The organism is Burkholderia sp. AcTa6-5 (assembly GCF_017815075.1).
GTDB classification, from domain to species: domain Bacteria; phylum Pseudomonadota; class Gammaproteobacteria; order Burkholderiales; family Burkholderiaceae; genus Burkholderia; species Burkholderia sola.
Window position 1 is genome coordinate 120,990 of record NZ_JAGIQE010000015.1, and the last position, 19,511, is coordinate 140,500.

General features: G+C 68.9%; 17 protein-coding genes. 11 read left to right on the forward strand and 6 right to left on the reverse strand.

What is annotated here, in order from left to right:
- Positions 1 to 324 precede the first annotated feature (324 nt).
- The 5 genes from J8I33_RS20875 to J8I33_RS20895 all read right to left on the reverse strand — a co-directional run bounded on the left by J8I33_RS20875 (position 325) and on the right by J8I33_RS20895 (position 5,171).
- Positions 325 to 1,026 carry a DUF2848 domain-containing protein gene (locus J8I33_RS20875; RefSeq protein ID WP_124638460.1) on the reverse strand — a complete coding sequence of 234 codons (702 nt, stop codon included), beginning with the start codon at positions 1,024 to 1,026 and terminating at the stop codon, positions 325 to 327.
- A gap of 49 nt (positions 1,027 to 1,075) precedes the next feature.
- Positions 1,076 to 2,395 (reverse strand): MFS transporter, encoded by a 1,320-nt coding sequence (locus J8I33_RS20880; RefSeq protein WP_089489528.1) that lies wholly within the window; start codon positions 2,393 to 2,395, stop codon positions 1,076 to 1,078.
- Between the two features lie 57 nt (positions 2,396 to 2,452).
- Entirely contained in the window at positions 2,453 to 3,136 is a 684-nt protein-coding gene (locus J8I33_RS20885) for a DUF4286 family protein (RefSeq protein ID WP_209939005.1), read from the reverse strand.
- A gap of 99 nt (positions 3,137 to 3,235) precedes the next feature.
- Positions 3,236 to 4,279, reverse strand: coding sequence for a LysR family transcriptional regulator (locus J8I33_RS20890; RefSeq protein WP_050017438.1), 1,044 nt, complete (start codon positions 4,277 to 4,279; stop codon positions 3,236 to 3,238).
- 100 nt (positions 4,280 to 4,379) lie between these two features.
- Positions 4,380 to 5,171 (reverse strand): SDR family oxidoreductase, encoded by a 792-nt coding sequence (locus J8I33_RS20895; RefSeq protein ID WP_209939006.1) that lies wholly within the window; start codon positions 5,169 to 5,171, stop codon positions 4,380 to 4,382.
- A 416-nt stretch (positions 5,172 to 5,587) separates the two neighbouring features.
- Between J8I33_RS20895 and J8I33_RS20900 the strand changes: the two genes are divergently transcribed.
- The 11 genes from J8I33_RS20900 (at position 5,588) to J8I33_RS20950 (ending at position 18,454) form a co-directional block, all read left to right on the forward strand.
- Entirely contained in the window at positions 5,588 to 6,469 is an 882-nt protein-coding gene (locus J8I33_RS20900; protein WP_124630717.1) for a neutral zinc metallopeptidase, read from the forward strand.
- Positions 6,470 to 6,631: 162 nt separating this feature from the next.
- Entirely contained in the window at positions 6,632 to 7,360 is a 729-nt protein-coding gene (locus J8I33_RS20905; RefSeq protein WP_124555969.1) for a LuxR C-terminal-related transcriptional regulator, read from the forward strand.
- Between the two features lie 150 nt (positions 7,361 to 7,510).
- A complete protein-coding gene (locus tag J8I33_RS20910; protein WP_209939007.1) occupies positions 7,511 to 9,013 on the forward strand; it encodes an aldehyde dehydrogenase family protein in 1,503 nt (500 codons plus the stop codon).
- 52 nt (positions 9,014 to 9,065) lie between these two features.
- On the forward strand, positions 9,066 to 10,406 hold the full coding sequence (locus J8I33_RS20915; protein WP_124592955.1) for an aspartate aminotransferase family protein: 1,341 nt from the start codon (positions 9,066 to 9,068) through the stop codon (positions 10,404 to 10,406).
- A 238-nt stretch (positions 10,407 to 10,644) separates the two neighbouring features.
- On the forward strand, positions 10,645 to 12,147 hold the full coding sequence (locus J8I33_RS20920; protein ID WP_209939008.1) for an APC family permease: 1,503 nt from the start codon (positions 10,645 to 10,647) through the stop codon (positions 12,145 to 12,147).
- Entirely contained in the window at positions 12,144 to 12,743 is a 600-nt protein-coding gene (locus J8I33_RS20925; RefSeq protein ID WP_209924830.1) for a DUF3156 family protein, read from the forward strand. The genes J8I33_RS20920 and J8I33_RS20925 overlap by 4 nt, the downstream gene beginning before the upstream one ends.
- Positions 12,744 to 12,813: 70 nt before the next feature.
- Complete coding sequence (locus tag J8I33_RS20930) at positions 12,814 to 13,752, forward strand: helix-turn-helix domain-containing protein (RefSeq protein WP_050017444.1); 939 nt, start codon at positions 12,814 to 12,816, stop codon at positions 13,750 to 13,752.
- Between the two features lie 168 nt (positions 13,753 to 13,920).
- Positions 13,921 to 15,129 (forward strand): porin, encoded by a 1,209-nt coding sequence (locus tag J8I33_RS20935; protein ID WP_209939009.1) that lies wholly within the window; start codon positions 13,921 to 13,923, stop codon positions 15,127 to 15,129.
- A 313-nt stretch (positions 15,130 to 15,442) separates the two neighbouring features.
- Entirely contained in the window at positions 15,443 to 16,687 is a 1,245-nt protein-coding gene (locus J8I33_RS20940) for an ABC transporter substrate-binding protein (protein WP_124630720.1), read from the forward strand.
- A gap of 40 nt (positions 16,688 to 16,727) precedes the next feature.
- Positions 16,728 to 17,597 carry a sugar ABC transporter permease gene (locus J8I33_RS20945; RefSeq protein ID WP_124555964.1) on the forward strand — a complete coding sequence of 290 codons (870 nt, stop codon included), beginning with the start codon at positions 16,728 to 16,730 and terminating at the stop codon, positions 17,595 to 17,597.
- On the forward strand, positions 17,594 to 18,454 hold the full coding sequence (locus J8I33_RS20950; RefSeq protein ID WP_050017508.1) for a carbohydrate ABC transporter permease: 861 nt from the start codon (positions 17,594 to 17,596) through the stop codon (positions 18,452 to 18,454). Before J8I33_RS20945 ends, J8I33_RS20950 begins: the two co-directional genes overlap by 4 nt.
- 32 nt (positions 18,455 to 18,486) lie before the next feature.
- On the opposite strand, the gene J8I33_RS20955 is transcribed toward J8I33_RS20950, so the two are convergent.
- Complete coding sequence (locus tag J8I33_RS20955) at positions 18,487 to 19,509, reverse strand: LacI family DNA-binding transcriptional regulator (RefSeq protein WP_050017448.1); 1,023 nt, start codon at positions 19,507 to 19,509, stop codon at positions 18,487 to 18,489.
- Positions 19,510 to 19,511: the final 2 nt, after the last annotated feature.

The following is a 19,511-nucleotide window of genomic DNA, read 5'->3' on the forward strand; positions in this document are numbered from 1 at the left end:
CCGACACCGGAGGGCGTCAGACAGAATCGAAGCACCCGCGGGACAACAATTTTCCACATACCCGCATGCATCCGATGAGCATCATGTCGTCAACGTCGATCAACGGGAAACGGGGGCGAGATGTTGCACGTTGGCTGGAAAGCGTCGGTTGCGGGAGCAATCATGTTCACATTGAGCGGGTGTACCAACCTGGCCGGTGTGCTGTACTGCGGCAACTCGCAGTTCAACTTCCCGGACTATCACTGCTTTGAGTCGTACAGGTAGGAACAGGCGTCACGACCGACAGCCGTGGTGCCCGCGTCCCGTGCGGTTTTCCGCTCGCCGTCAAGCCACGACCGGCAATGCCTCGACCGCATAACGATGCGCGAGACTGCGTCCGAGCACCGGATCGTGCAGCTCCATCTCGAACGCATCGCCGTCACCCATCGTCGCGATCGTGCCGTGCACGGCGACCGTGCCGCCAAACATCGCGCAGCGCGCGGGCATCGCGCGGCGATCGCCGAACCGCTGCCACAGCGCGTCGGGGGCGAGCAGGCCGCTGACCGCGCCGTGCTGGTACGCCGTCCGCTCGCCGTCGCGCGTAATCAGCCACGAACGCATCTCGAGCGCATCCCAGTGATCGGCGACCTCCGCATGGCGCCACGCGTCGCGGCCGAGCGGCTTCGCGCACACCTGCTTCGACACGGCGACGCCGTACGCCTCGACTTCGCGATCCGTGTGATCGGAGCCGACCGTGACCAGCGTGCCGGCCGGGCTGTCGACCAGCACGCATTCGATCTCGCCGCCCGAGCGCGCGCCGAGCACGCCGATCGACGGCGCCTGCGTGAGCAGCGCCGACGACACGCGATAGAAGCACGGCGTGGTCGATGGCGGCGCGACGCCGAGCGCCGCGAGCTCGTCGATGTGCGCGCGGATCGCGGCCGGGTCGCGGCCGGCCCAGCCGGCGATCACGACGCGCTCGACGTCGACGTCGACGGCGGCCGGCGCGCGTTGCAGGGAAATCACGTTGAACGACAGGGTGGGCATGCGAATATCCGTTTGAAGTGCGAAGGAACGATTCGGCTCGCGGCGACGCTCAATCCTCGAGCGGCCGGTGCGCGGTCTCGCGCGCGGCGACGAGCGCGATCGACGTGACGACGAGCGCGGCGGTGACGTACAGCGACACGGCGGTCGTCGTGCCCGTCTGCCGGAACAGCGCGGCGATCACGAGCGGCGCGAAGCCGCCGCCGACGATGCCGGCGAGCGTGTACGCGAGCGACGAACCCGCATAGCGCACGCGCGTCGGGAACTGTTCGGTCACGAATGCGCCCTGCGGGCCGTACATCACCGCATGGATCACGAGGCCGATCGCGACGGCCGCGACGATCGCCGCCGGGCGCGCCGAATCGAGCAGCGTGAAAAACACGAACGCCCACACGATCCCGGCCATTGCGCCGACGAGATACACGGGCCGGCGGCCGAAACGATCCGACAGCGCGCCGAAGAACGGCACCGCGAGCGCGTTGCACGCGGTGCCGATCATCACGGCCGTCAGCGCGACGGGGCGCGACAGGTGCAGCACGGTCGTCACGTAGGTCAGCGTGAACACGACGATCAGCGCATACAGCACATCCGAACCGATTCGCGAGCCGCCCGCGATCAGCAGGCGCTTCCAGTGGTACTTCAGCACGTCGGCGACGGGTACTTCGGCGGTCGCGTGCGATTCGGCGAGCTGCTCGAACTGCGGCGTTTCGTCGACGCCGCGACGCACCCAGAAGCCGAACGCGACGAGCAGCGCGCTGGCCGCGAACGGCACGCGCCAGCCCCACGACAGGAAATTGTCGGACGTGGTCGACAGCGTGACGAGCGCGATGCAGCCGGTGCCGAGCAGCGTGCCGAACGACGGGCCGATCTGCGTCCACGACGCGGACAGCCCGCGTCGTTTCTGGTCGCCGTGCTCGACCGACAGCAGCACCGCGCCGGCCCATTCGCCGCCGAGCGCGACGCCCTGCACGAAACGCAGCGCGACGAGCAGGATCGGGCTCAGGATGCCGGCCTGCGCATAGGTCGGCAGCGCGCCCATCAGCGCGGTCGTCACGCCCATCAGCACGAGCGTGAGCATCAGCACCGCGCGGCGGCCGATGCGGTCGCCGAGGTTGCCGAACACGAAGCCGCCGAGCGGGCGCGACACGTAGCCGACCGCATAGGTCGAGAATGCGAGGATCGTGCCGGCCAGCGGATCGACCGACGGGAAGAACAGGTGGTTGAAAACGAGCGCGGCGAGCGTGTTGTAGATCGTGAAGTCGTACCACTCGAGCGACGTGCCGATCATGCTCGCGGTCGCGAGTCGGCTGTTGCGGACACGGCGGGGCGCGTGGGCGGCGGGCTGGGCGAGAGTGCTCATGGTATCGGGCAGGTCGTGACGGGTGACGGGGTGAAGCGCGGGGCCGGCGTGGGTGTCGGCGTCGAGCGTTCAGGCTGGCAGCGCGGCAGCGGCGGCCGGTTCGGTTTCGCGTCGCCGGGCGGGCAGCGGTGCGGCGGCGCGCCACAGCAGGTCGAAGGTGCGCACGTCGTCGTGTGCGGCGAGCGTGGCGGCCACGCGGCGCGTGGCGGCTGCGTCGCTGCCTTCGAGCAGCACCAGCGCATCGGCGGCCGGACGGGCGGCTGCCGCGGCGCCGATCGGCGCGGACAGGTCCGGTGACGTGCGGAAGAGCCGCGCGGCGTGGATGCCCGGTTCTTGCAGCGCAGCGTCGAAACGCTCGCGCAGTTGCGGCACGTCGATGCGATCCGGCGGCAGCACGAACAGCGCGAGATGCGCGCCTTCGCCGTCGCCGGCCTCGATCGTCAGCTCGCCGACGCGCCGCTGCGTGCCCGTCATGCGTTCGAAGTTCGCGAGCGACCACGCGGTCTGCTGCGTGAATGCGCGCCGGTACGCATCGCCGTGGAACACGTCGAGCGCGTCCGTCACATACAGCGCGAGGTATCGGCGCGGACCGCCGTCGGTCGCGCGAAACCGCCGCGCATGCGTGAAGCCGGGAATCGCGACACGCTCCTGCATGTGCTCGCGGTCGTACCACGCGTTGAAATCGGCTTCGTGCGCGGGGTCGATATCCGTCCAGACGCAGAGTTGGCCGTGCGGAAGGGAAAGGCGGGTCATCGCGGGGTTCCTCGTGACGGGGATGCCAGGAACCCCAGTGTCCCGAAGAGGGCCCGCGCCCGTCCAACAAGAAAACAAATTCGCGGTGAACAGGTTTTCTTATGAGCGGCGCGGAGGGCGTTTTGCAGCGGGCGCGGCAGACGAGGCGGCTTTCGTCGTGCGCTTCGGCTTCGTTTTCGCACGCGTAGTCGTCTTTGTCGCGGTTGCGCTGCGCGCGGGCGTTGCGTCGACGCGATCGGCGGCGGCCGGCTTCGCGAGGTTCGCGGCAGCCGCCGTCGCACGCGCGACTTCGCTCGCGAGTTCCGCGATGCGCGCGGCGACCGGCAGCCCCTGGCTGCGGTACGTCGCGACGAGCGGCAGCGCCGGGAATTCCGGTTCGACGTCGAGCAGTTCGAGCGTGCCTTCGTGCAGTTCGCGCCCGATGATCGCAGGCGGCAGCGCAGCCACGCCGAGCCCGTCGGCAACGAGGCGGATCATCGCGGCGACCGACGTGATGCAGTTGATGCTGGCCGGCCGTTCGACCGCCGCGAACAGCCGCTCGATCGTCGCGTGCGGCGCCGAGTGGCGCGAGAAGCTGATGATCGGAAACCCGGCCAGGCGCGCGACGTCGAGCGGCTGGCCGCCGAGCCCGAGGCGCGGGCTCGCGGCCCAGCGCACCGGGAATTCGCCCAGCGGCAGGTTCGTGAAGTCCGGGCCCGGCACCGGATCGGTCTGCAGGATCAGGTCGACGCCGTCGGTGCTGAGCAGCCGGATCAGGTGCAGCGTCGTGTCGCTCGTGATCTCGACGTCGAGGCGCGGATAGCGCTCGCGCAGTTGCGCCATCAGCGCGGGGAACCAGCTGTGCACGATCGATTCGATCACGCCGATCCGGATCAGGCCGGCGTCGCTCGCCGCATCGATGTCGCGCCGCATTTCGCCGTCGAGCCGCACGATCCGCTCCGCGTAGGCCAGCATGCGCCGGCCCGCGGGCGTGAGCGTGGCCGAGCGCGTGTTGCGGTCGAACAGGCGCACGTCGAATGCTTCCTCGAGCGAGGCGATGCGGCTCGACACGGCGGCCTGCGTCGTGTGCAGTTTCTCGGCCGTGAGCCGGAAGTTTTCCAGCTTCGCGAGCCAGACGAAGGTTTCCAGAAACCGGATGTTCATCGAATCCCGAACGGTGAGGCGGTGCCGCGCCAGGCGGCGGATCGGGACGATGTTAATGGATTCGGAAGCGAGCAGGCACGCGTGACGCCTTCGGGTGGCGTCAAAGCCGGTCGAACGCGAGCGTCGGCACGTCGACGACCATCGCGCCGCCGTCCGCGACGAGCGTCGCGCCGGTCACGAACGACGCGTCCGGCGACGCCAGGAACGCGCAGACGGCCGCGATCTCGTCGGGATCGGCCGCGCGCCGCAGCGGCACGTCGGCGCTCGCGCGGGCGTACGCATCGTCGAGCGAATCGCCGTGCGCGGCCATCAGCGGTTCCATTTCCGCATCGGCCATCGGCGTGCGGACCCAGCCCGGGCAGACGGCGTTCGCGCGCACGCCGTGCGGGCCGTAGTCGCGTGCGAGCGATCGCGCCAGCCCGAGCAGCGCGTGCTTGCCGACCGTGTAGCCGCATACGCCGGGCCCGGCCGCGAGCGCGGCGATCGACGCGACCAGCACGATATTGCCGCGCTGCGCGATCAGGTCGGGCAGGCATGCGCGTGCGCTGACGAATGCGGTATCGAGGTTCGCGTGCATCGCGTCGCGCCACTGCGCGTCGTCGGTTTCGCCCGCGCGGCCGATGCCATGGCCGCCCGCGCATGCGACGAGCGCGTCGACGCGGCCGAAGCGTTCGGCGATGCGCGGCAGGAAGCCGGCCCAGTCGGCGGGGCTGGCGGCGTCGCCGGCCAGCGCGAGCCCGCCCGTTTCGGCAGCCAGTGCGTCGAGCGGTGCCGGACGGCGACCGATCAGCACGACGCGGTCGCCACGGCGGGCAAAGCGGCGCGCGCACGCGGCGCCGATGCCGGTGCCTGCGCCGGTAATCGCGATCGTGCGGGGTGGCGGGTGCGTCATGTCGTTCTCCGGGAGGATGCGTTCCAGCCACTTTAGGCGGCGCCGGCGCGCGCCGGTATCCGCCGAAAGGATGAACGCGGGTCGTCCGGACGGCCGAGCCCAGCCGGCCGAGGCCCATTTTGCAAAGGCTGACGATGTCCGCCGCCGAATCGCTCTATCCTCCACATTTTTGCGATAAGCCGCGAAAGCCCGGCAAAATAGCGTGAGCGGGCGCGTGCAACGACGCGCGGCGCGTCGGCCGGCCGATTCCGTCGTACCAAAGGCGCAGCCCGCAAGGGCGCGGCACGCGGGATCGATGCGAGCGGGCGTTCGATGCACAGCTATCACATCCGCCGACGGCTCGTGTCGCCACGGCGTATCGCCCGGTTGCGCGCTGGCGCGGCCGGACCATCGACAAGAACAGGGAGGGGCCGGCAATGAGGCTGGACGACGAAAGAGAAAGCATGAACGTCGAGGATCGCCGCGGCGCCGGCGGTTTCGGCGGCGGGCGCGGCGCGACGATCGGCATCGGCACGATCGTGGTCGCGCTGGCCGCATCGTATTTCTTCGGGATCGACCCGCGCGTCGTGCTCGAGGGCGCGTCGGCGCTGCAGGGCAGGCAGCAGCAGGCGCAACCCGCGCCGACCCAGCATCAGGGCGCGCCGGCGAACGATCCCGGCGCGGTGTTTACGCGCAAGGTGCTCGGCAATATCGAACGCACGTGGACGGGCGTGTTCAACACGCAACTGCACGCACAGTACCAACCGCCGAAGCTCGTGATGTTCACGAACTCGACGCCGACCGCGTGCGGCACCGGCCAGACCGCGATGGGGCCGTTTTACTGCCCGGGTGACCGCAACGTGTATATCGATCTCGGCTTCTACGACGAACTGCGCAAGCGTTTCGGCGCGGGCGGCGATTTCGCGCAGGCCTACGTGATCGCGCACGAAGTCGGCCACCACGTGCAGAACCTGCTCGGCATCGCCGACAAGGTCGACGCCGCGCGCCGGCGGTCGAGCCAGTCGCGTGCGAATGCGCTGTCGGTACGGATGGAACTCCAGGCCGACTGCTTTGCCGGCGTGTGGGCGAACAACGCGCAGCGCGCGAACCAGCGGCTGATGGAGCCCGGCGATTTCGAGCAGGGGCTGAAGGCGGCGGCCGCGATCGGCGACGACCGGCTGCAGCAGCAAGGGCAAGGCTACGTCGTGCCCGAAAGCTTCACGCACGGCACGAGCGAGCAGCGCGTGTACTGGCTGCGGCGCGGGATGGAGTCGGGTGAGGTGAGCGCCTGCGACACGTTCGCCGCGAACGCGCGCTGAACCAAGGCGCGCGCCCCTTCGCGCGCCCGTATCGTCCCGGTTGAACCGGCCGCCCTGGCCGGCCCGGGACGAATTGCCGATTTGTGCTCACCGGCGCTTTTCGGCGTCGGTACGCTGGCCCGGACGTCGAGATTCGATGCATTCGCGCGCCAGCCGATTCCCATGCCTACCTTGTCCGCCCCCACCGACCACGCTCCCGCCGATTGGCGACGCGCGCTGCGCGCATGCGTGGACGCGTTCGACGCGTTCGCGAGCCCGTCGGCGATCGTGTTCTACCGGCTCGACCAGAGCGGCGAGCCGGCCGATTTCGAACTGTTCGGGATGCCGGAATCGATGCACCGCACCTATATTGCCCGCTACCGGATGCTCGATCCGCTGCATCCGTCGCGCTGCGCGGCGGGCGAATGCGCGGTCGTCACGCTCGCGTCCCAACTGCCCGACGAACGACGCGCTGCGTCCGCGTACTGGACCCGTTTTCTGCGGCGGCACGACGTGGCCGACGTCGTCGAGATCTGGCTGCGGGACGCGGGCCGGACGGTCGGCGCGTTCTCGCTGCTGCGCTTCGGCATCGGCGATGCGAACGGCAACGGCACCGCACGACGGTTCGCGCCCGGCGAGATCGACGCGCTCGCGCGGCTGCAGCCGGTCGCTGAAGCCGCGCTGAGCCCGCTGCTGCGTGCACGGCGCGGGATTCATCAGATCGCCTGCGAGGAGCGGCTTACCTACCGAGAGGAACAAATCGCGCGGCTCGTGCGAGACGGCCGCTCGAATAAGGAGATCGCGCGCGATCTCGCGCTCGGGCCGCCGACGATCAAGACGCACCTGATGCGGATGTACCGCAAGCTCGGCGTGTCGAATCGCACGGAGCTGGTCGGGGCGTTGTTCCTGTAATCGGGATCGCGCGGCACGCTGTGCGATCGTCTTGCCGATCACGCGCTGCCAATTTGCGCTCACCGGGCGTGAATCCTCGTCGATACAGTGGTCCGACACCCGCGTGCCTCACCGGCCCGCGGTCCAGCCACGACAATCAACGAGACGCCCATGAGCAACACGAACTTCGTCGCCGTCAGCGACACCGTGCGCACCTTCGTTGCGCGCGACTTCGGCCTCTTCATCGACGGTGCCATGCAGCCCGCGCACGCGGCTGCCCGGCTCGACGTGTACGACCCCGCCACGGGCGAGCGGCTCGCGACCGTCGCCGATGCAGATGAACACGACGTCGACCGCGCGGTCGCCAGCGCGAAACACGCGTTCGACGCGCGCGTGTGGAGCGGGCTGCGGCCGGCCGACCGCGAACGCATCCTGCTGAAACTCGCGGACCTGATCGAAGCCGACGCCGAAACGCTCGCGCAACTCGAAACACTGAACCAGGGCAAGTCGATTCACGTGTCGCGCGCGGTCGAAGTCGGCGCGAGCGTCGAATACGTGCGCTACATGGCCGGCTGGGCGACCAAGATCACCGGCCAGACGCTCGACGTGTCGATCCCGTTCCCGCCCGGCGCGCGCTATACGGCCTATACGCGCAAGGAGCCCGTCGGCGTGGTCGCCGCGATCGTGCCGTGGAATTTCCCGCTGATGATCGCGGTGTGGAAGCTGATTCCCGCGCTCGCGGCCGGCTGCACGATCGTGCTGAAGCCGTCGCCGGAAACGCCGCTCACCGCGCTGCGCCTCGCCGAACTCGTGCGTGAAGCCGGCGTGCCGCCCGGCGTGTTCAACGTGGTCACGGGCGGGCGCGTCTGCGGTTCGGCGCTCGCGAGCCACCCGTCGATCGCGAAGATCTCGTTTACGGGGTCGACCGCGACCGGCAAGCTGGTTGGCGCGGCGGCCGTGCAGAACATGACGCGCTTCTCGCTCGAACTCGGCGGCAAGAACCCGATCGTGATGCTCGACGACGTCGACGTCGCGCAGGCGCTCGATGGCGTCGCCGCCGGCGCGTTCTTCAACCAGGGGCAGGTGTGCGCGGCCGCGTCCCGCATCTATGTGCATCGCAGCAAGTTCGCGCAACTCGCGGACGGGCTCGCCGGCGTCGCGCAGTCGATGAAGCTCGGTGCGGGCCTCGATACGACCGCGCAGATCAATCCGCTGGTATCCGCGCACCATCGCGACAAGGTCGTCCAGCATATCGAGGGCGCGCGCCGGGCGGGCCTCACGTTCCTCGCGGGCGGCACGCCGGCCGACGATCTGCCCGGCTACTACGTGAAGCCGGCCGTGATCGCCGATCCGCACCCGGACAGCGCGATCGTCCACGACGAGGTGTTCGGCCCGGTGATCGTCGTCGTGCCGTTCGACGACGCGGCCGATGCGATACGCCTCGCGAATGCGTCGCCGTACGGCCTCGCGGCGAGCATCTGGAGCAACGACCTGAAGCGCGTGATGAACCTCGTGCCGCGGATCGAGGCCGGCACCGTGTGGGTGAACTGCCATATCCCGCTCGATCCGTCGATGCCGTTCGGCGGCTACAAGCAATCGGGCATCGGCCGCGAATTCGGCCAGTACGCGATCGAAGGCTTCACCGAAACCAAATCCGTCTGCATCGCGCATTGACGCGCGGGCCCATCCAAAAACCGCAAAAACCGATCCGACAGTGGAGATTGCAATGAGCTACAACGAAGCGAAATTCTGGCATCCGATGCTGCACCCGAACGAAATGAAACAGCGCAAGCCGATCCGCATCGTGCGCGGCGACGGCTGCTACGTGTTCGACGAACAGGGGCGCAAGCTCGTCGACGGCGTCGCGGGCCTGTGGAACGTGAACGTCGGCCACAACCGCCAGGAAGTGAAGGACGCGATCGTGCGTCAGCTCGACGAGCTCGAATACTTCCAGCTGTTCGACGGCATTTCGCATCCGCGTGCGGAGGAGCTGTCGAAGAAGGTGATCGACATGCTCGAACCGGAAGGGATGCGCCGCGTGCTGTACAGCTCGGGCGGGTCGGACTCGATCGAGACTGCGCTGAAGATCGCGCGCCAGTACTGGAAGGTGCGCGGCCAGGCCGATCGCACGAAGTTCATCTCGCTGAAGCAGGGGTATCACGGCACGCATTTCGGCGGCGCGTCGGTGAACGGCAATACGGTGTTCCGCCGCAACTACGAGCCGAACCTGCCCGGCTGCTTCCACGTCGAGACGCCGTGGCTGTACCGCAACCCGTTCACGCAGGACCCGGAGGAACTCGGCCGGATCTGCGCGGAAATGCTCGAACGCGAGATCCAGTTCCAGAGCCCGGACACCGTCGCCGCGTTCATCGCGGAACCGATCCAGGGCGCAGGCGGCGTGATCGTGCCGCCGGCCAATTACTGGCCGCTGGTGCGCGAGGTGTGCGACCGCTACGGCGTGCTGCTGATCGCCGACGAAGTCGTGACGGGCTTCGGCCGCAGCGGCAGTCTGTTCGGCAGTCGCGGCTGGGGCGTGCGCCCGGACATCATGTGTCTCGCGAAGGGGATTTCGTCGGGCTACGTGCCGCTCGGCGCGACGGTCGTGAACGCGCGGATCGAGGACGCGTTTGCCGCGAATGCCGATTTCGGCGGCGCGATCATGCACGGCTACACGTACGCCGGCCACCCGGTCGCATGCGCGGCCGCGATCGCGAGCCTCGACATCGTCGTGAAGGAAGACCTGCCGGCGAATGCGGCGAAGCAGGGCGCGTATCTGCTCGAAGCGCTGCAGTCGTTCGCGGAACGCTTCGCGGCGGTCGGCGAGGTGCGCGGCAAGGGGCTGATGCTCGCGCTCGATCTCGTCGCGAACAAGGACACGCGCGAGCCGATCGATCCGCTGTCGGGCTATGCGAATGCGGTCGCGGAAGTTGCGCGCGAGAACGGCGTGCTGGTGCGCCCGGTCGGCACGAAGATCATCCTGTCGCCGCCGCTCGTGATCCAGCGCGAACAGCTCGACCGGATCGTCGACGCGCTCGCGGCCGGCTTCGAGGCCGTGCCGTTCGCGTGACGGCGTGAGCGCATGGCGGCCAGCCCGCGGCGGCGGGTAAACGCCAGCGCGGGTTTGCCGATTTGCGCTATGACCGGATTATTTTGCCTGCGTATTTTTTCGACATCGGATCACGCCGTGATCGACGAGGGGCCCCGGGAATCGACGCGCTGAAGCACCGCCCGGGGCCGACCGCACAGCATCTGGCCCCGGCCGCCGACGAAGCGCCGGTTCGGGCCAACCCACGAAGGAGACAACGATGTCGGGATGGTCGGGAATGACCGGCGCCGCGGGCGATACGTCCGCCGGCTCGCCGGCTGAAGCAGGCGGCGGCGCCGCATTGAAGGCCGGGGCGGTCGGTTTTCCGACCGCGCTGGCGAGCGCGGTCGGGCTCATCATGGCGAGCCCGGTGATCCTCACCGCGACGTCGGGCTTCGGGATGGGCGGCTGGGCGTTCGCGGTCGCGATGATCATCGCGTTCGTGATGATGCAGGCGCAGGCCACCACGTTCTCCGAAGCCGCCGCGATGCTGCCGACGGCCGGCTCGGTTTACGATTACCTGTCGTGCGGGCTCGGCCGCTTCTGGGCGATCACCGGCACGATTTCCGCGTATTTCCTCGTGCACGTGTTCGCCGGCACCGCGGAGACGATCCTGAGCGGGATCATGGCGCTCGTGAACTTCGAATCGCTGAACGCCGCGTTCGAGAAGCACAACAGTTCGTGGCTCGTCGGCGTCGGCCTCGTGGTCACGTTCGCGATCACCAACATCATCGGCATCAAGGTGTTCAGCAAGCTCGAGATCGTGCTGACGGCCGGCATGTGGCTGTCGCTGATGATCTTCGGGATCCTCGGGCTCGCGGCCGCGCCGGCCGTGCATCTCGACGGCTGGTTCGGCGGGTCGGAAATCGGCACGTCGATCCCGGCCGTGCTGTCGCTGGTCGGGATGGCGATGTTCATGTTCGTCGGCTGCGAGTTCGTCACGCCGCTCGCGCCGGAAATGAAGGCGCCGGGCCGCACGATCCCGCGCGCGATGGCGCTCGGCCTCGTCGGCGTCGCGATCTGCATGTTCCTGTACGGCGCGGCGATCCGCCGCCAGGTCCCGAACGTGCCGGTGAGCCCCGACGGCCTTACGCATTTGCTCGACACGCCGGGCGCGATTCCCGCGTTCGCGCTGCAGGTGCTCGGGCCGTTCGGGCGGATCTGGTTCGGCATCGCGTTCCTGTGCGCGGGCGCCGCGACGATCAACACGCTGATGGCCGGGCTGCCGCGCATCCTGTACGGGATGGCGATCGACGGCGCGCTGCCGCGCTGCTTCGCGTACCTGCATCCGCGTTTCAAGACGCCGGTGGTCGGTATCGTCGCGTCGGCGATCGTGCCGATCTTCCATGCGTGGCTGATCAACGGCAATCTCGACAGCATCCTGCATCTCGTGCTCGCCGCGACCTGCGCATGGGGCACCGCGTACCTGCTCGTCACCGCGTCGGTCGTGATGCTGCGCATCCGCCGGCCGGACTTGCCGCGGCCGTACCGTTCGCCGCTGTTCCCGCTGCCGCAGATCGTGTCGAGCGTCGGGATCGTGCTCGCGATCTGGTACATCACGCCGCCCGGCATGAACGCGCGCGACATCTACGTGCCGTTCGGCGCGATGCTGGGGCTCACCGCGCTGTACGCGCTGTTCTGGACGCTCGTCGTGCAGCGCCGGCATCCGTTCAGGCCGGTGCCGGTCGAGGACGTGCTGCGCAACGAGCACGTCGCATCGTGAAGGCCGCGCTCGCCCGGTGGCGCGCGGTGCCCGATGCGCCGCCGCCTGGCCATCGGCCCGGCGTGATCGCCGCGCGCGTGCTCGCCGATCTGCGGGCCGTGCGCGATGCCGGTGGTGCCGGGGGTGGAGTCGGCGGCGTCACGGCGCGGCTGCCGAACGGCGTGCGCGTCAGCATCGACGAGCGCGTCGAGCGCCAGTTCCTGATGCATACGGTCAGCGTGAAGGTGACGGCGGCCGCCCGAGGCCCGGCCGCGCAAGGCAGCGCGCGCGTGCGGCAGACCGGCTGGCTGCGCTGCACGGGCATCGATGCCGCGCCCATGTCCGGATGCGACCCCGTATTCATCGACACGCTGGCCGCGCTGCTTGCCGAGCCGTCGCTGGCCGACGCGCTGCGGCCGCTGCACTTCACCGACTGCGCGATCGACGCGCGCGACGGCCGCTGGACGCTCGCGATCGTGCCGTTCGGCGGCAGCGAGGTCGTGAACCGGATGCCGTCGTTTCGCCGCTATGTCAGGCTGATCGACGCGCAGGCCGCCGCGCTGTCGGGGGCCTGTCTTGCATTCGAAACCGCACTACGCAGGAATTTGCGAGGGTAAGCTGTGGCGATGCGTGCCGTGCGAACCCGGCGGCCGCATCCAGCACCCCAGGGTTTTACCGGAGACGCCGATGCTGTTCCAGTCCCGCTCACACGAAGACGTGCACGATCACGGGCTCGCGATCGCGGGCTGGCATCAGGTCTACCGTCAGATGACGCCGGGCCGCTTCAAGGGCACCGTCACGCAGGTGCTGTACGACGATTTCCACTTCTTCCGCGAGACGACCAACCGCCGCGTTGCGCAAACCGGGCTTGCGCCGGTCGGGCGCACGTCGCTCGCGGTGCCGCTGTCCGTGCCGCTCGCGGGTACGTTCCAGGGCCAGCCCGTCGACGGCTATGCGCTGCTCGCGCTGCGCGCCGGCGAGGATTTCGAATTCCATACGCCGGAAGGGATGGGGCTCGTCGGGATCAGCGCGGCGTCCGACATGATCGACGAGCTGTGCGAAGCCGAATTCGGCGCGGCCGCCGCGCGCAGGCTGCGGCACGTGACGCGGCTGTCCGACGCGCAGGGCGTCGCGCTCGGCGTGCGGCTGTCGGCGCTGATCGACGATGCGCAGCGCAACCCGGGCTGCCTCGAATATGCGGCGACCCGCAAGATGTTTCGCGACGCGATGCTCGGCATGTTCCTCGACGCGCTCGAACAGGGCATCGGCGTCGAGCGTCGCGACATCACGCATGCGACCTACAGCGATATCGTAAGCCGCTGCGAGAAGCATCTGCGCGAGCGGCCCGAAGAACCCGTCACCGTGCTCGAACTGTGCCGCGCGCTGCGCTGCAGCCGCCGCACGCTGCAAACGAGCTTCCAGCGCGTGGCCGACGTCACGCCGGTCGGCTACCTGCGCACGATCCGGCTGAACGCGGTGCGTCGCCTGCTGCGCACGACGCCGGTGCAGCAGCTCGGCGTCGGCGAAGCCGCCGCGAGCTGGGGTTTCACGCATCTCGGCTATTTCGCGCGCGAGTATCGCGACCTGTTCGGCGAGTTGCCTTCCCAGACGACGCGTCCCGCATGACGTACGCGCATTGTGACGGCACCCCCCGGGCGCCGTCGCGAGCCGCACCCTCCACCATTTGCTGATTTGGGATAGAGGTCCGGAATTTTCGCTGGATAAAGTCCTGCCACCCATATCGACAACACCATCGGTTTGCACTGCGAACCGATGACCATTGAGGGGCGGGACATGAAGAACGGACGACGACTGACCGCAGCCGCGGCCATGCTGGGTTGCATGCACGCACACGCGCAAACCTCCGGCAGCGTGACGCTGTACGGCACCGTGGATACCGGCATCATCTATTCGACGAACCAGCAGTTCACGCGCGCCGACGGCAGCACGGGCGGCGGCCATGCATGGCAGATGGGCGGCGGCAACCTCGTGCCGTCCCGCTTCGGCTTCCAGGGCGCCGAGCCGCTCGGCGGCGGGCTCAGCGCGGTGTTCTCGCTCGAGCAGCAGTTTCTGTCCGCGAACGGGCAGGCGCTGCAAGGCGGCACGGCGTTCAGCCGGCAGGCATGGGTCGGGCTGCGCCAGGATTCGATCGGCACGCTCGGCCTCGGCCGGCAATACGACTCGTACACCGACATGCTCGGCGCGTATGTGTCGAGCAACAACTGGGCGACGCCGTACGGCTCGCATCTCGGCGACGTCGACAACCTGAATGCCGCATTCAACTTCAACAACGCGGTGAAGTTCACCAGCGCCGATTTCAACGGCCTCACGTTCGGCGGCACGTTCAGCTTCGGCGGGCAAGCCGGGGATTTTTCCGCGAAGCGCGGCTATGCGGTAGCCGCGACGTACACGCGTGCGCCGGTGGCGTTCTCGGTCGGCTACCTCGACCTGCATCAGCCGCTCGACGCGGCGCTCGGCGGCGCGAGCGGCTATATTGGCGATTTCGCGTGCAGCAACCCGGGCGCGATGTATTGCCTGCTGCAGGATGCGGGCTCGATGCGCGCGTTCGGCGCGGGCGGGTCGGTCACGTTCGGCGCGGCGACGGTCGCGCTGACCTATACGCATACGCGTCTCGGCGACAGCCGCTATTTCTCGACCGCCGCGCAGCCGCACACGCAGGCGTTCACGTTCGACATCGGCGAACTGAACGTCACGTACATGTTCACGCCGGCGCTGCAGGGCGGCGTTGCGTACATCTTCAATGCCGCCCATACGGACGGGCGCGGCACGACGCGCTTCCACCAACTGAACGTCGGCACGAACTACAGCCTGTCGAAGCGCACCGCGCTGTATGCGGTCGCGATCGGCCAGATCGCGAGCGGCACGGGGCTCGGCACCGATGCGGACGGCAACGCGGCGAACTACGCGCAGATTCCGGTGCTCGCGAACAGCAATTCGAGCCGGCAACTGGCAGTGATGGCCGGGATTCGTGTGAATTTTTGATGCTGGATGCGGCTGGCGGCGGCACGTCGGTCGCGTGCCGCCGTGCTGCCTTCGCGCGCATGGTCCGGCGCCGGTCGATTGCTGGAAAGCGATGCTTGAAAAAAACCGTCCGTATGCTTGACTGAATGGACCCGGATTGACGGAACGCGCGCGTCAGGTCGCCCGGCTTTGCGCGTTGCCACAATACCTTCACGGTCTGCGTGAACAATGGCGACGCTTCACGCGACCCGACGTGTCGCCGGCGTTGCACACGTGTGCAACGCATGACCGTTCCGTTCCATACCCGCTCCATACGCCGATCGAGAGAGACCACATGACCCTGCTGAGCCGCCTGCGCGCGCTGTCCGCCGCCGTTGCGCTGTCCTTCGCCGCCACGCACGCTTTCGCGGCGGATCTCGTCATCGCGGGACGCGACGACATCTACGGCAAGGGGCTCGCCGACGCCGTCGCCGGTTTCACCAAGCTGCATCCGGGCACCGAGATCGAGCTGCTCAAGCTGCCGAACGCGAACCTGTACCAGAAGCTGAAGCTGTCGATGCGCGAAGGCACCGGCGCGTACGACCTCGTGATGATGGACGATACGTGGGCGCCCGAATTCATCGGCAACGGCTGGCTGAAGCCGCTGCCCGCATCGCTCGCCGATGCCGATCTCGTGCCGTCCGCCGTCGCGCTCGGCCGCAATGCGGCCGGCGCGCTGTACGCGCTGCCGATCGTCGGCAACGTCGAGATGTTCGCGTATCGCAAGGACCTGCTCGCGAAGTACAAGCTGCAGCCGCCGCGCAACTGGGACGACGTGCTGAAGATCGCACAGACCGTCGGCGGCGCGGACAAGAGCGTGTCGGGCGTCGTGTTCCGCGGCACGAAGGGCAACCCGGTCGTCACGGGCTTCCTGCCGATCCTGTGGGCATACGGCGGCGACGTGTTCGACCGTGCCGGCAACGTGACGATCGATTCGCGCGAAGCGCAGGCCGCGCTGAAGACGTTCCTCGCGCTGAAGGCGTTCGCGCCGAAGGACGTCGACGTGTACGGCGCGGCCGAAGTGCGCGACGCGCTGCAACGCGGCACGGCCGCGCAGTCGATCGAGGTATGGCCCGCGTGGGTGCCGGCGCTCGACGACGCGAAGCAGTCGCGCGTGGTCGGGCAGATCGCGCTGCAGCCGCCGCCGGGGCAGACCGCGGGCCCGGCCCCGATGCTCGGCATCTGGCAGATGGGTATTCCGAAGGACGCGCCGCACGCGAAGCTCGCGCAGGACTTCCTCGCTTACCTGACCGCACGCGATACGCAGACGCGCCTCGCCGGCATCGGCATTCCGCCGACCCGCCGCAGCGTGTTCAACGATCCGGCGCTGGTGCGCCAGTACCGCTGGTATCCCGATCAACTGAAGGCGCTCGAGGCCGGCCGTGCGCGGCCGCGCGTGACGGACTGGCAGCAGGTCGAGAGCATTCTCGGCGACCAGTTGCAGCTTGCGCTGACGGGGCAGGCCGCGCCCGACGCCGCGCTGCGCCAGGCGCAGCAGAAGATCGCGCAGGCGACGGCCGCGGCCGCGGCCGGCAAGTGACCGCGCACGTCAACGTCGACCCGACGACCGGAGGCCGCGGATGAAAGCGTTCGGTCGCAGCCTGCCGTTCGTCGCGCTGCTCGGGCCCGCGCTGCTGGTGCTCGCCGCGCTGGCGTTGTATCCGGTCGCGCAGGTACTGATCGACTCGTTCTGCCGGGTCGACTATTCGGCGGGCCATCGCGCGTTCGCGGGGCTCGCGAACTATCGCGCGGTGCTCGGCGACGACGCGTTTACCGCCGGCTTCGGCAACACGCTGCGCTTCACGATCGTTGCGTCGCTCGCCGAAGTCGCGCTCGGCTTCGGCCTCGCGCTGCTGTTCGTGCGCGCGTTTCCCGGGCGGCGCATCGCGCTGCCGCTCGCGATCCTGCCGATGATGCTGTCCACGCTCGTGTGCTCGGCGATCTGGCGCAACTGGCTGAACTTCGACGGCTTCCTGAACGCGCTGCTCGCGGCGTTCGGCATCGAAGGCGTGCGCTGGCTGTCCGATCCGCATCTCGCGCTGTGGTCGCTCGCGCTCGTCGACGTGTGGCAGTGGACGCCGATGGCGTTCCTGATCGTGCTGGCCGGGCTGCAGTCGATCCCGCAGGAACTGTACGAAGCCGCGCGCACCGACGGCGCGAGCGAATGGCAGTGCCTGCGCGACGTCACGCTGCCGCTCGCGGCGCCGCAGATCGGCCTCGCGCTGCTGCTGCGCTCGATCGACACGTTCAAGCTGTTCGACAAGGTCTATGCGCTGACGGGCGGCGGCCCCGGCAATGCGACGCAGACGCTGTCGACCTATATCTACGACACGGGCTTCCGTTTCTTCAACGTCGGGCCGGCGAGCGCCGCGTCGGTGCTGATGCTCGCGGCGTCCGCGCTGCTGGTCTCGGGGTACGTATGGCAGACGGTTCGCAAGCGGCGCGCATGACGACGCGATCGGCGGGCATCCCGCGCGCACGAGCGAGCGCCGCATTCGGTCACGCGATGCCGTGGACGCTGCGCGTCCTCGCGCTCGCGCTGTTGCTGCTGCCGTGCCTGTGGATGGCCGGCGCGGCCTTCATGCCGACGCTCGAACGTTTCGATCATCCGTTGCGGATCTGGCCGGCCGCGCCGACCTTCTCGCATTTTGCGTCGGTGTGGTCGAACGGCATCGGCGCGCCGCTGTTTAATTCGCTGCTGGTCGGCTTCGGCACGACGCTGCTCGCGCTGGCGCTCGCGTTTCCGGCCGCGTATGCGCTCGTGCGGCTACGGTTTCCGGCGCGGCTCGACCTGCTGTTCCTGATGCTCGTGCTGGCGTTGAAGCTGATGCCGCCGATCACGATCGCGGTGCCGCTATTCGCGCTCGCGAAGCGGCTGCACCTGCTCGATTCGACGCTCGGCCTGATGCTCGCGTACCAGATCTACGCATTGCCGATGGCGATCTGGATGCTGCTCGCGTTCGTGCGCGACGTGCCGATCGAATACGAGGAAGCGGCGTGCATCGACGGGGCGGGGCTCGCGCGGCGGCTCGTGCAGATCGTGCTGCCGCTGTGCGCGCCGGGGCTGATCGCGACCGCGATCTTCGTGTTCATCGCGGCGTGGAACGAATTCCTGATCGCGCTGCTGTTCGTGTCGACGCCGAGCCGCTTCACGCTGCCGCTCGCGATTGCCGGCTATGTGACGGAGAACGGCATCGACTGGGGCGACCTGATGAGCGCGGGGCTGATGGCGTCGCTGCCGACGCTGGCCGTGGCCGGCTATGTGCAGCGCTACCTGCTGCGCGGGTTCGCGGGCGGGTTGAAGTGACGCGTGGCGTGGCCGCGCGCGTTCGTGCGTCGTCACGCGCAGCTGTCGCGCACCACCTGCGTGACCGGCACGACACATGTGCGCGACGGCCCGTCGAACGTCTGCATCCGGTCGGCGAGCAGGTCGATCGCCGCGTGCGCGAGGCCGCGCGTGTCCTGCCGCAGCGTCGTCAGCCGATACGCATCGTATTCGGCGGCGGGGATATCGTCGAAGCCGATCACGCGCAGGTCGTCCGGCACGCGCAAGCCGAATTCGCGGCGCGCGACGTCGATCACGCCGAGCGCAAGCAGGTCGGACGAGCAGAACACGCCGTCGGGCCGCTCGCCGGTCGCGAACAGTTGCCGCGTGGCGTCGATTCCGCAGGCGTGGGTGTCGGACGGCGTGTCGAGCACGCATACGAGCGTCGCGTCGGACGCGTCGCGTGGCCCGAGCGCCTGCTCGAACGCCGCGGCGCGCGACCGCGCGCTGTAGCTCGTGCCGCGCGGCCCGACGAACGCGAGGCGGCGCGCGCCGGCCTGCATGAGCCGCTGCGCGGCGTGGGTGGCGCCCGCCGCGTTGTCGCTGACGACCACATCCGCGCCCGGCAGGTTCGCTTCGCGGTTGATCATCACGACCGGAATCCGGTGTTCGAGATACTGCTGCGCGACCGACAGCGGCGGCGACGCGGACGTCATCACGAGCCCCGCGATCCGGTAGCTGAGCAGTTGCTCGAGCGATTGCCGGACCTGGCGCGGATCTTCCGCATTGGTCACGAGCGGCGTGAGCGCGCGCTGCCCGAGCGCGGCCATCAGGTCCGACAGCAGCCGCGCGCGAAACGGGTTCTCGAACCCGGCCGTCACGACGCCGATCATGCTGCTGCGCTGCGTGATCATGTCGCGCGCGATCAGGTTGACCTGGTAGCCCAGCGCACGCGCGGCGACCATCACGCGTTCGCGCGTTTGCGGCGCGATGCTTGCCGTCGGCGAGAACGCGCGCGACACTGCCGAGCGCGAGACGCCGGCCCGCGCCGCGACATCCGACGCCGTTACCCACGGTTTTCTTTCCTTGTCATTCATCG

Coding starts and splice junctions, on each gene's coding strand:
- J8I33_RS20875 (WP_124638460.1), bottom strand. CDS start 1,026: ATGCCCACCCTGTCGTTCAACGTGATTTCCCTGCAACGCGCGCCGGCC.
- J8I33_RS20885 (WP_209939005.1), bottom strand. CDS start 3,136: ATGACCCGCCTTTCCCTTCCGCACGGCCAACTCTGCGTCTGGACGGAT.
- J8I33_RS20890 (WP_050017438.1), bottom strand. CDS start 4,279: ATGAACATCCGGTTTCTGGAAACCTTCGTCTGGCTCGCGAAGCTGGAA.
- J8I33_RS20895 (WP_209939006.1), bottom strand. CDS start 5,171: ATGACGCACCCGCCACCCCGCACGATCGCGATTACCGGCGCAGGCACC.
- J8I33_RS20900 (WP_124630717.1), top strand. CDS start 5,588: ATGAGGCTGGACGACGAAAGAGAAAGCATGAACGTCGAGGATCGCCGC.
- J8I33_RS20905 (WP_124555969.1), top strand. CDS start 6,632: ATGCCTACCTTGTCCGCCCCCACCGACCACGCTCCCGCCGATTGGCGA.
- J8I33_RS20910 (WP_209939007.1), top strand. CDS start 7,511: ATGAGCAACACGAACTTCGTCGCCGTCAGCGACACCGTGCGCACCTTC.
- J8I33_RS20915 (WP_124592955.1), top strand. CDS start 9,066: ATGAGCTACAACGAAGCGAAATTCTGGCATCCGATGCTGCACCCGAAC.
- J8I33_RS20920 (WP_209939008.1), top strand. CDS start 10,645: ATGTCGGGATGGTCGGGAATGACCGGCGCCGCGGGCGATACGTCCGCC.
- J8I33_RS20930 (WP_050017444.1), top strand. CDS start 12,814: ATGCTGTTCCAGTCCCGCTCACACGAAGACGTGCACGATCACGGGCTC.
- J8I33_RS20935 (WP_209939009.1), top strand. CDS start 13,921: ATGAAGAACGGACGACGACTGACCGCAGCCGCGGCCATGCTGGGTTGC.
- J8I33_RS20940 (WP_124630720.1), top strand. CDS start 15,443: ATGACCCTGCTGAGCCGCCTGCGCGCGCTGTCCGCCGCCGTTGCGCTG.
- J8I33_RS20945 (WP_124555964.1), top strand. CDS start 16,728: ATGAAAGCGTTCGGTCGCAGCCTGCCGTTCGTCGCGCTGCTCGGGCCC.
- J8I33_RS20950 (WP_050017508.1), top strand. CDS start 17,594: ATGACGACGCGATCGGCGGGCATCCCGCGCGCACGAGCGAGCGCCGCA.
- J8I33_RS20955 (WP_050017448.1), bottom strand. CDS start 19,509: ATGAATGACAAGGAAAGAAAACCGTGGGTAACGGCGTCGGATGTCGCG.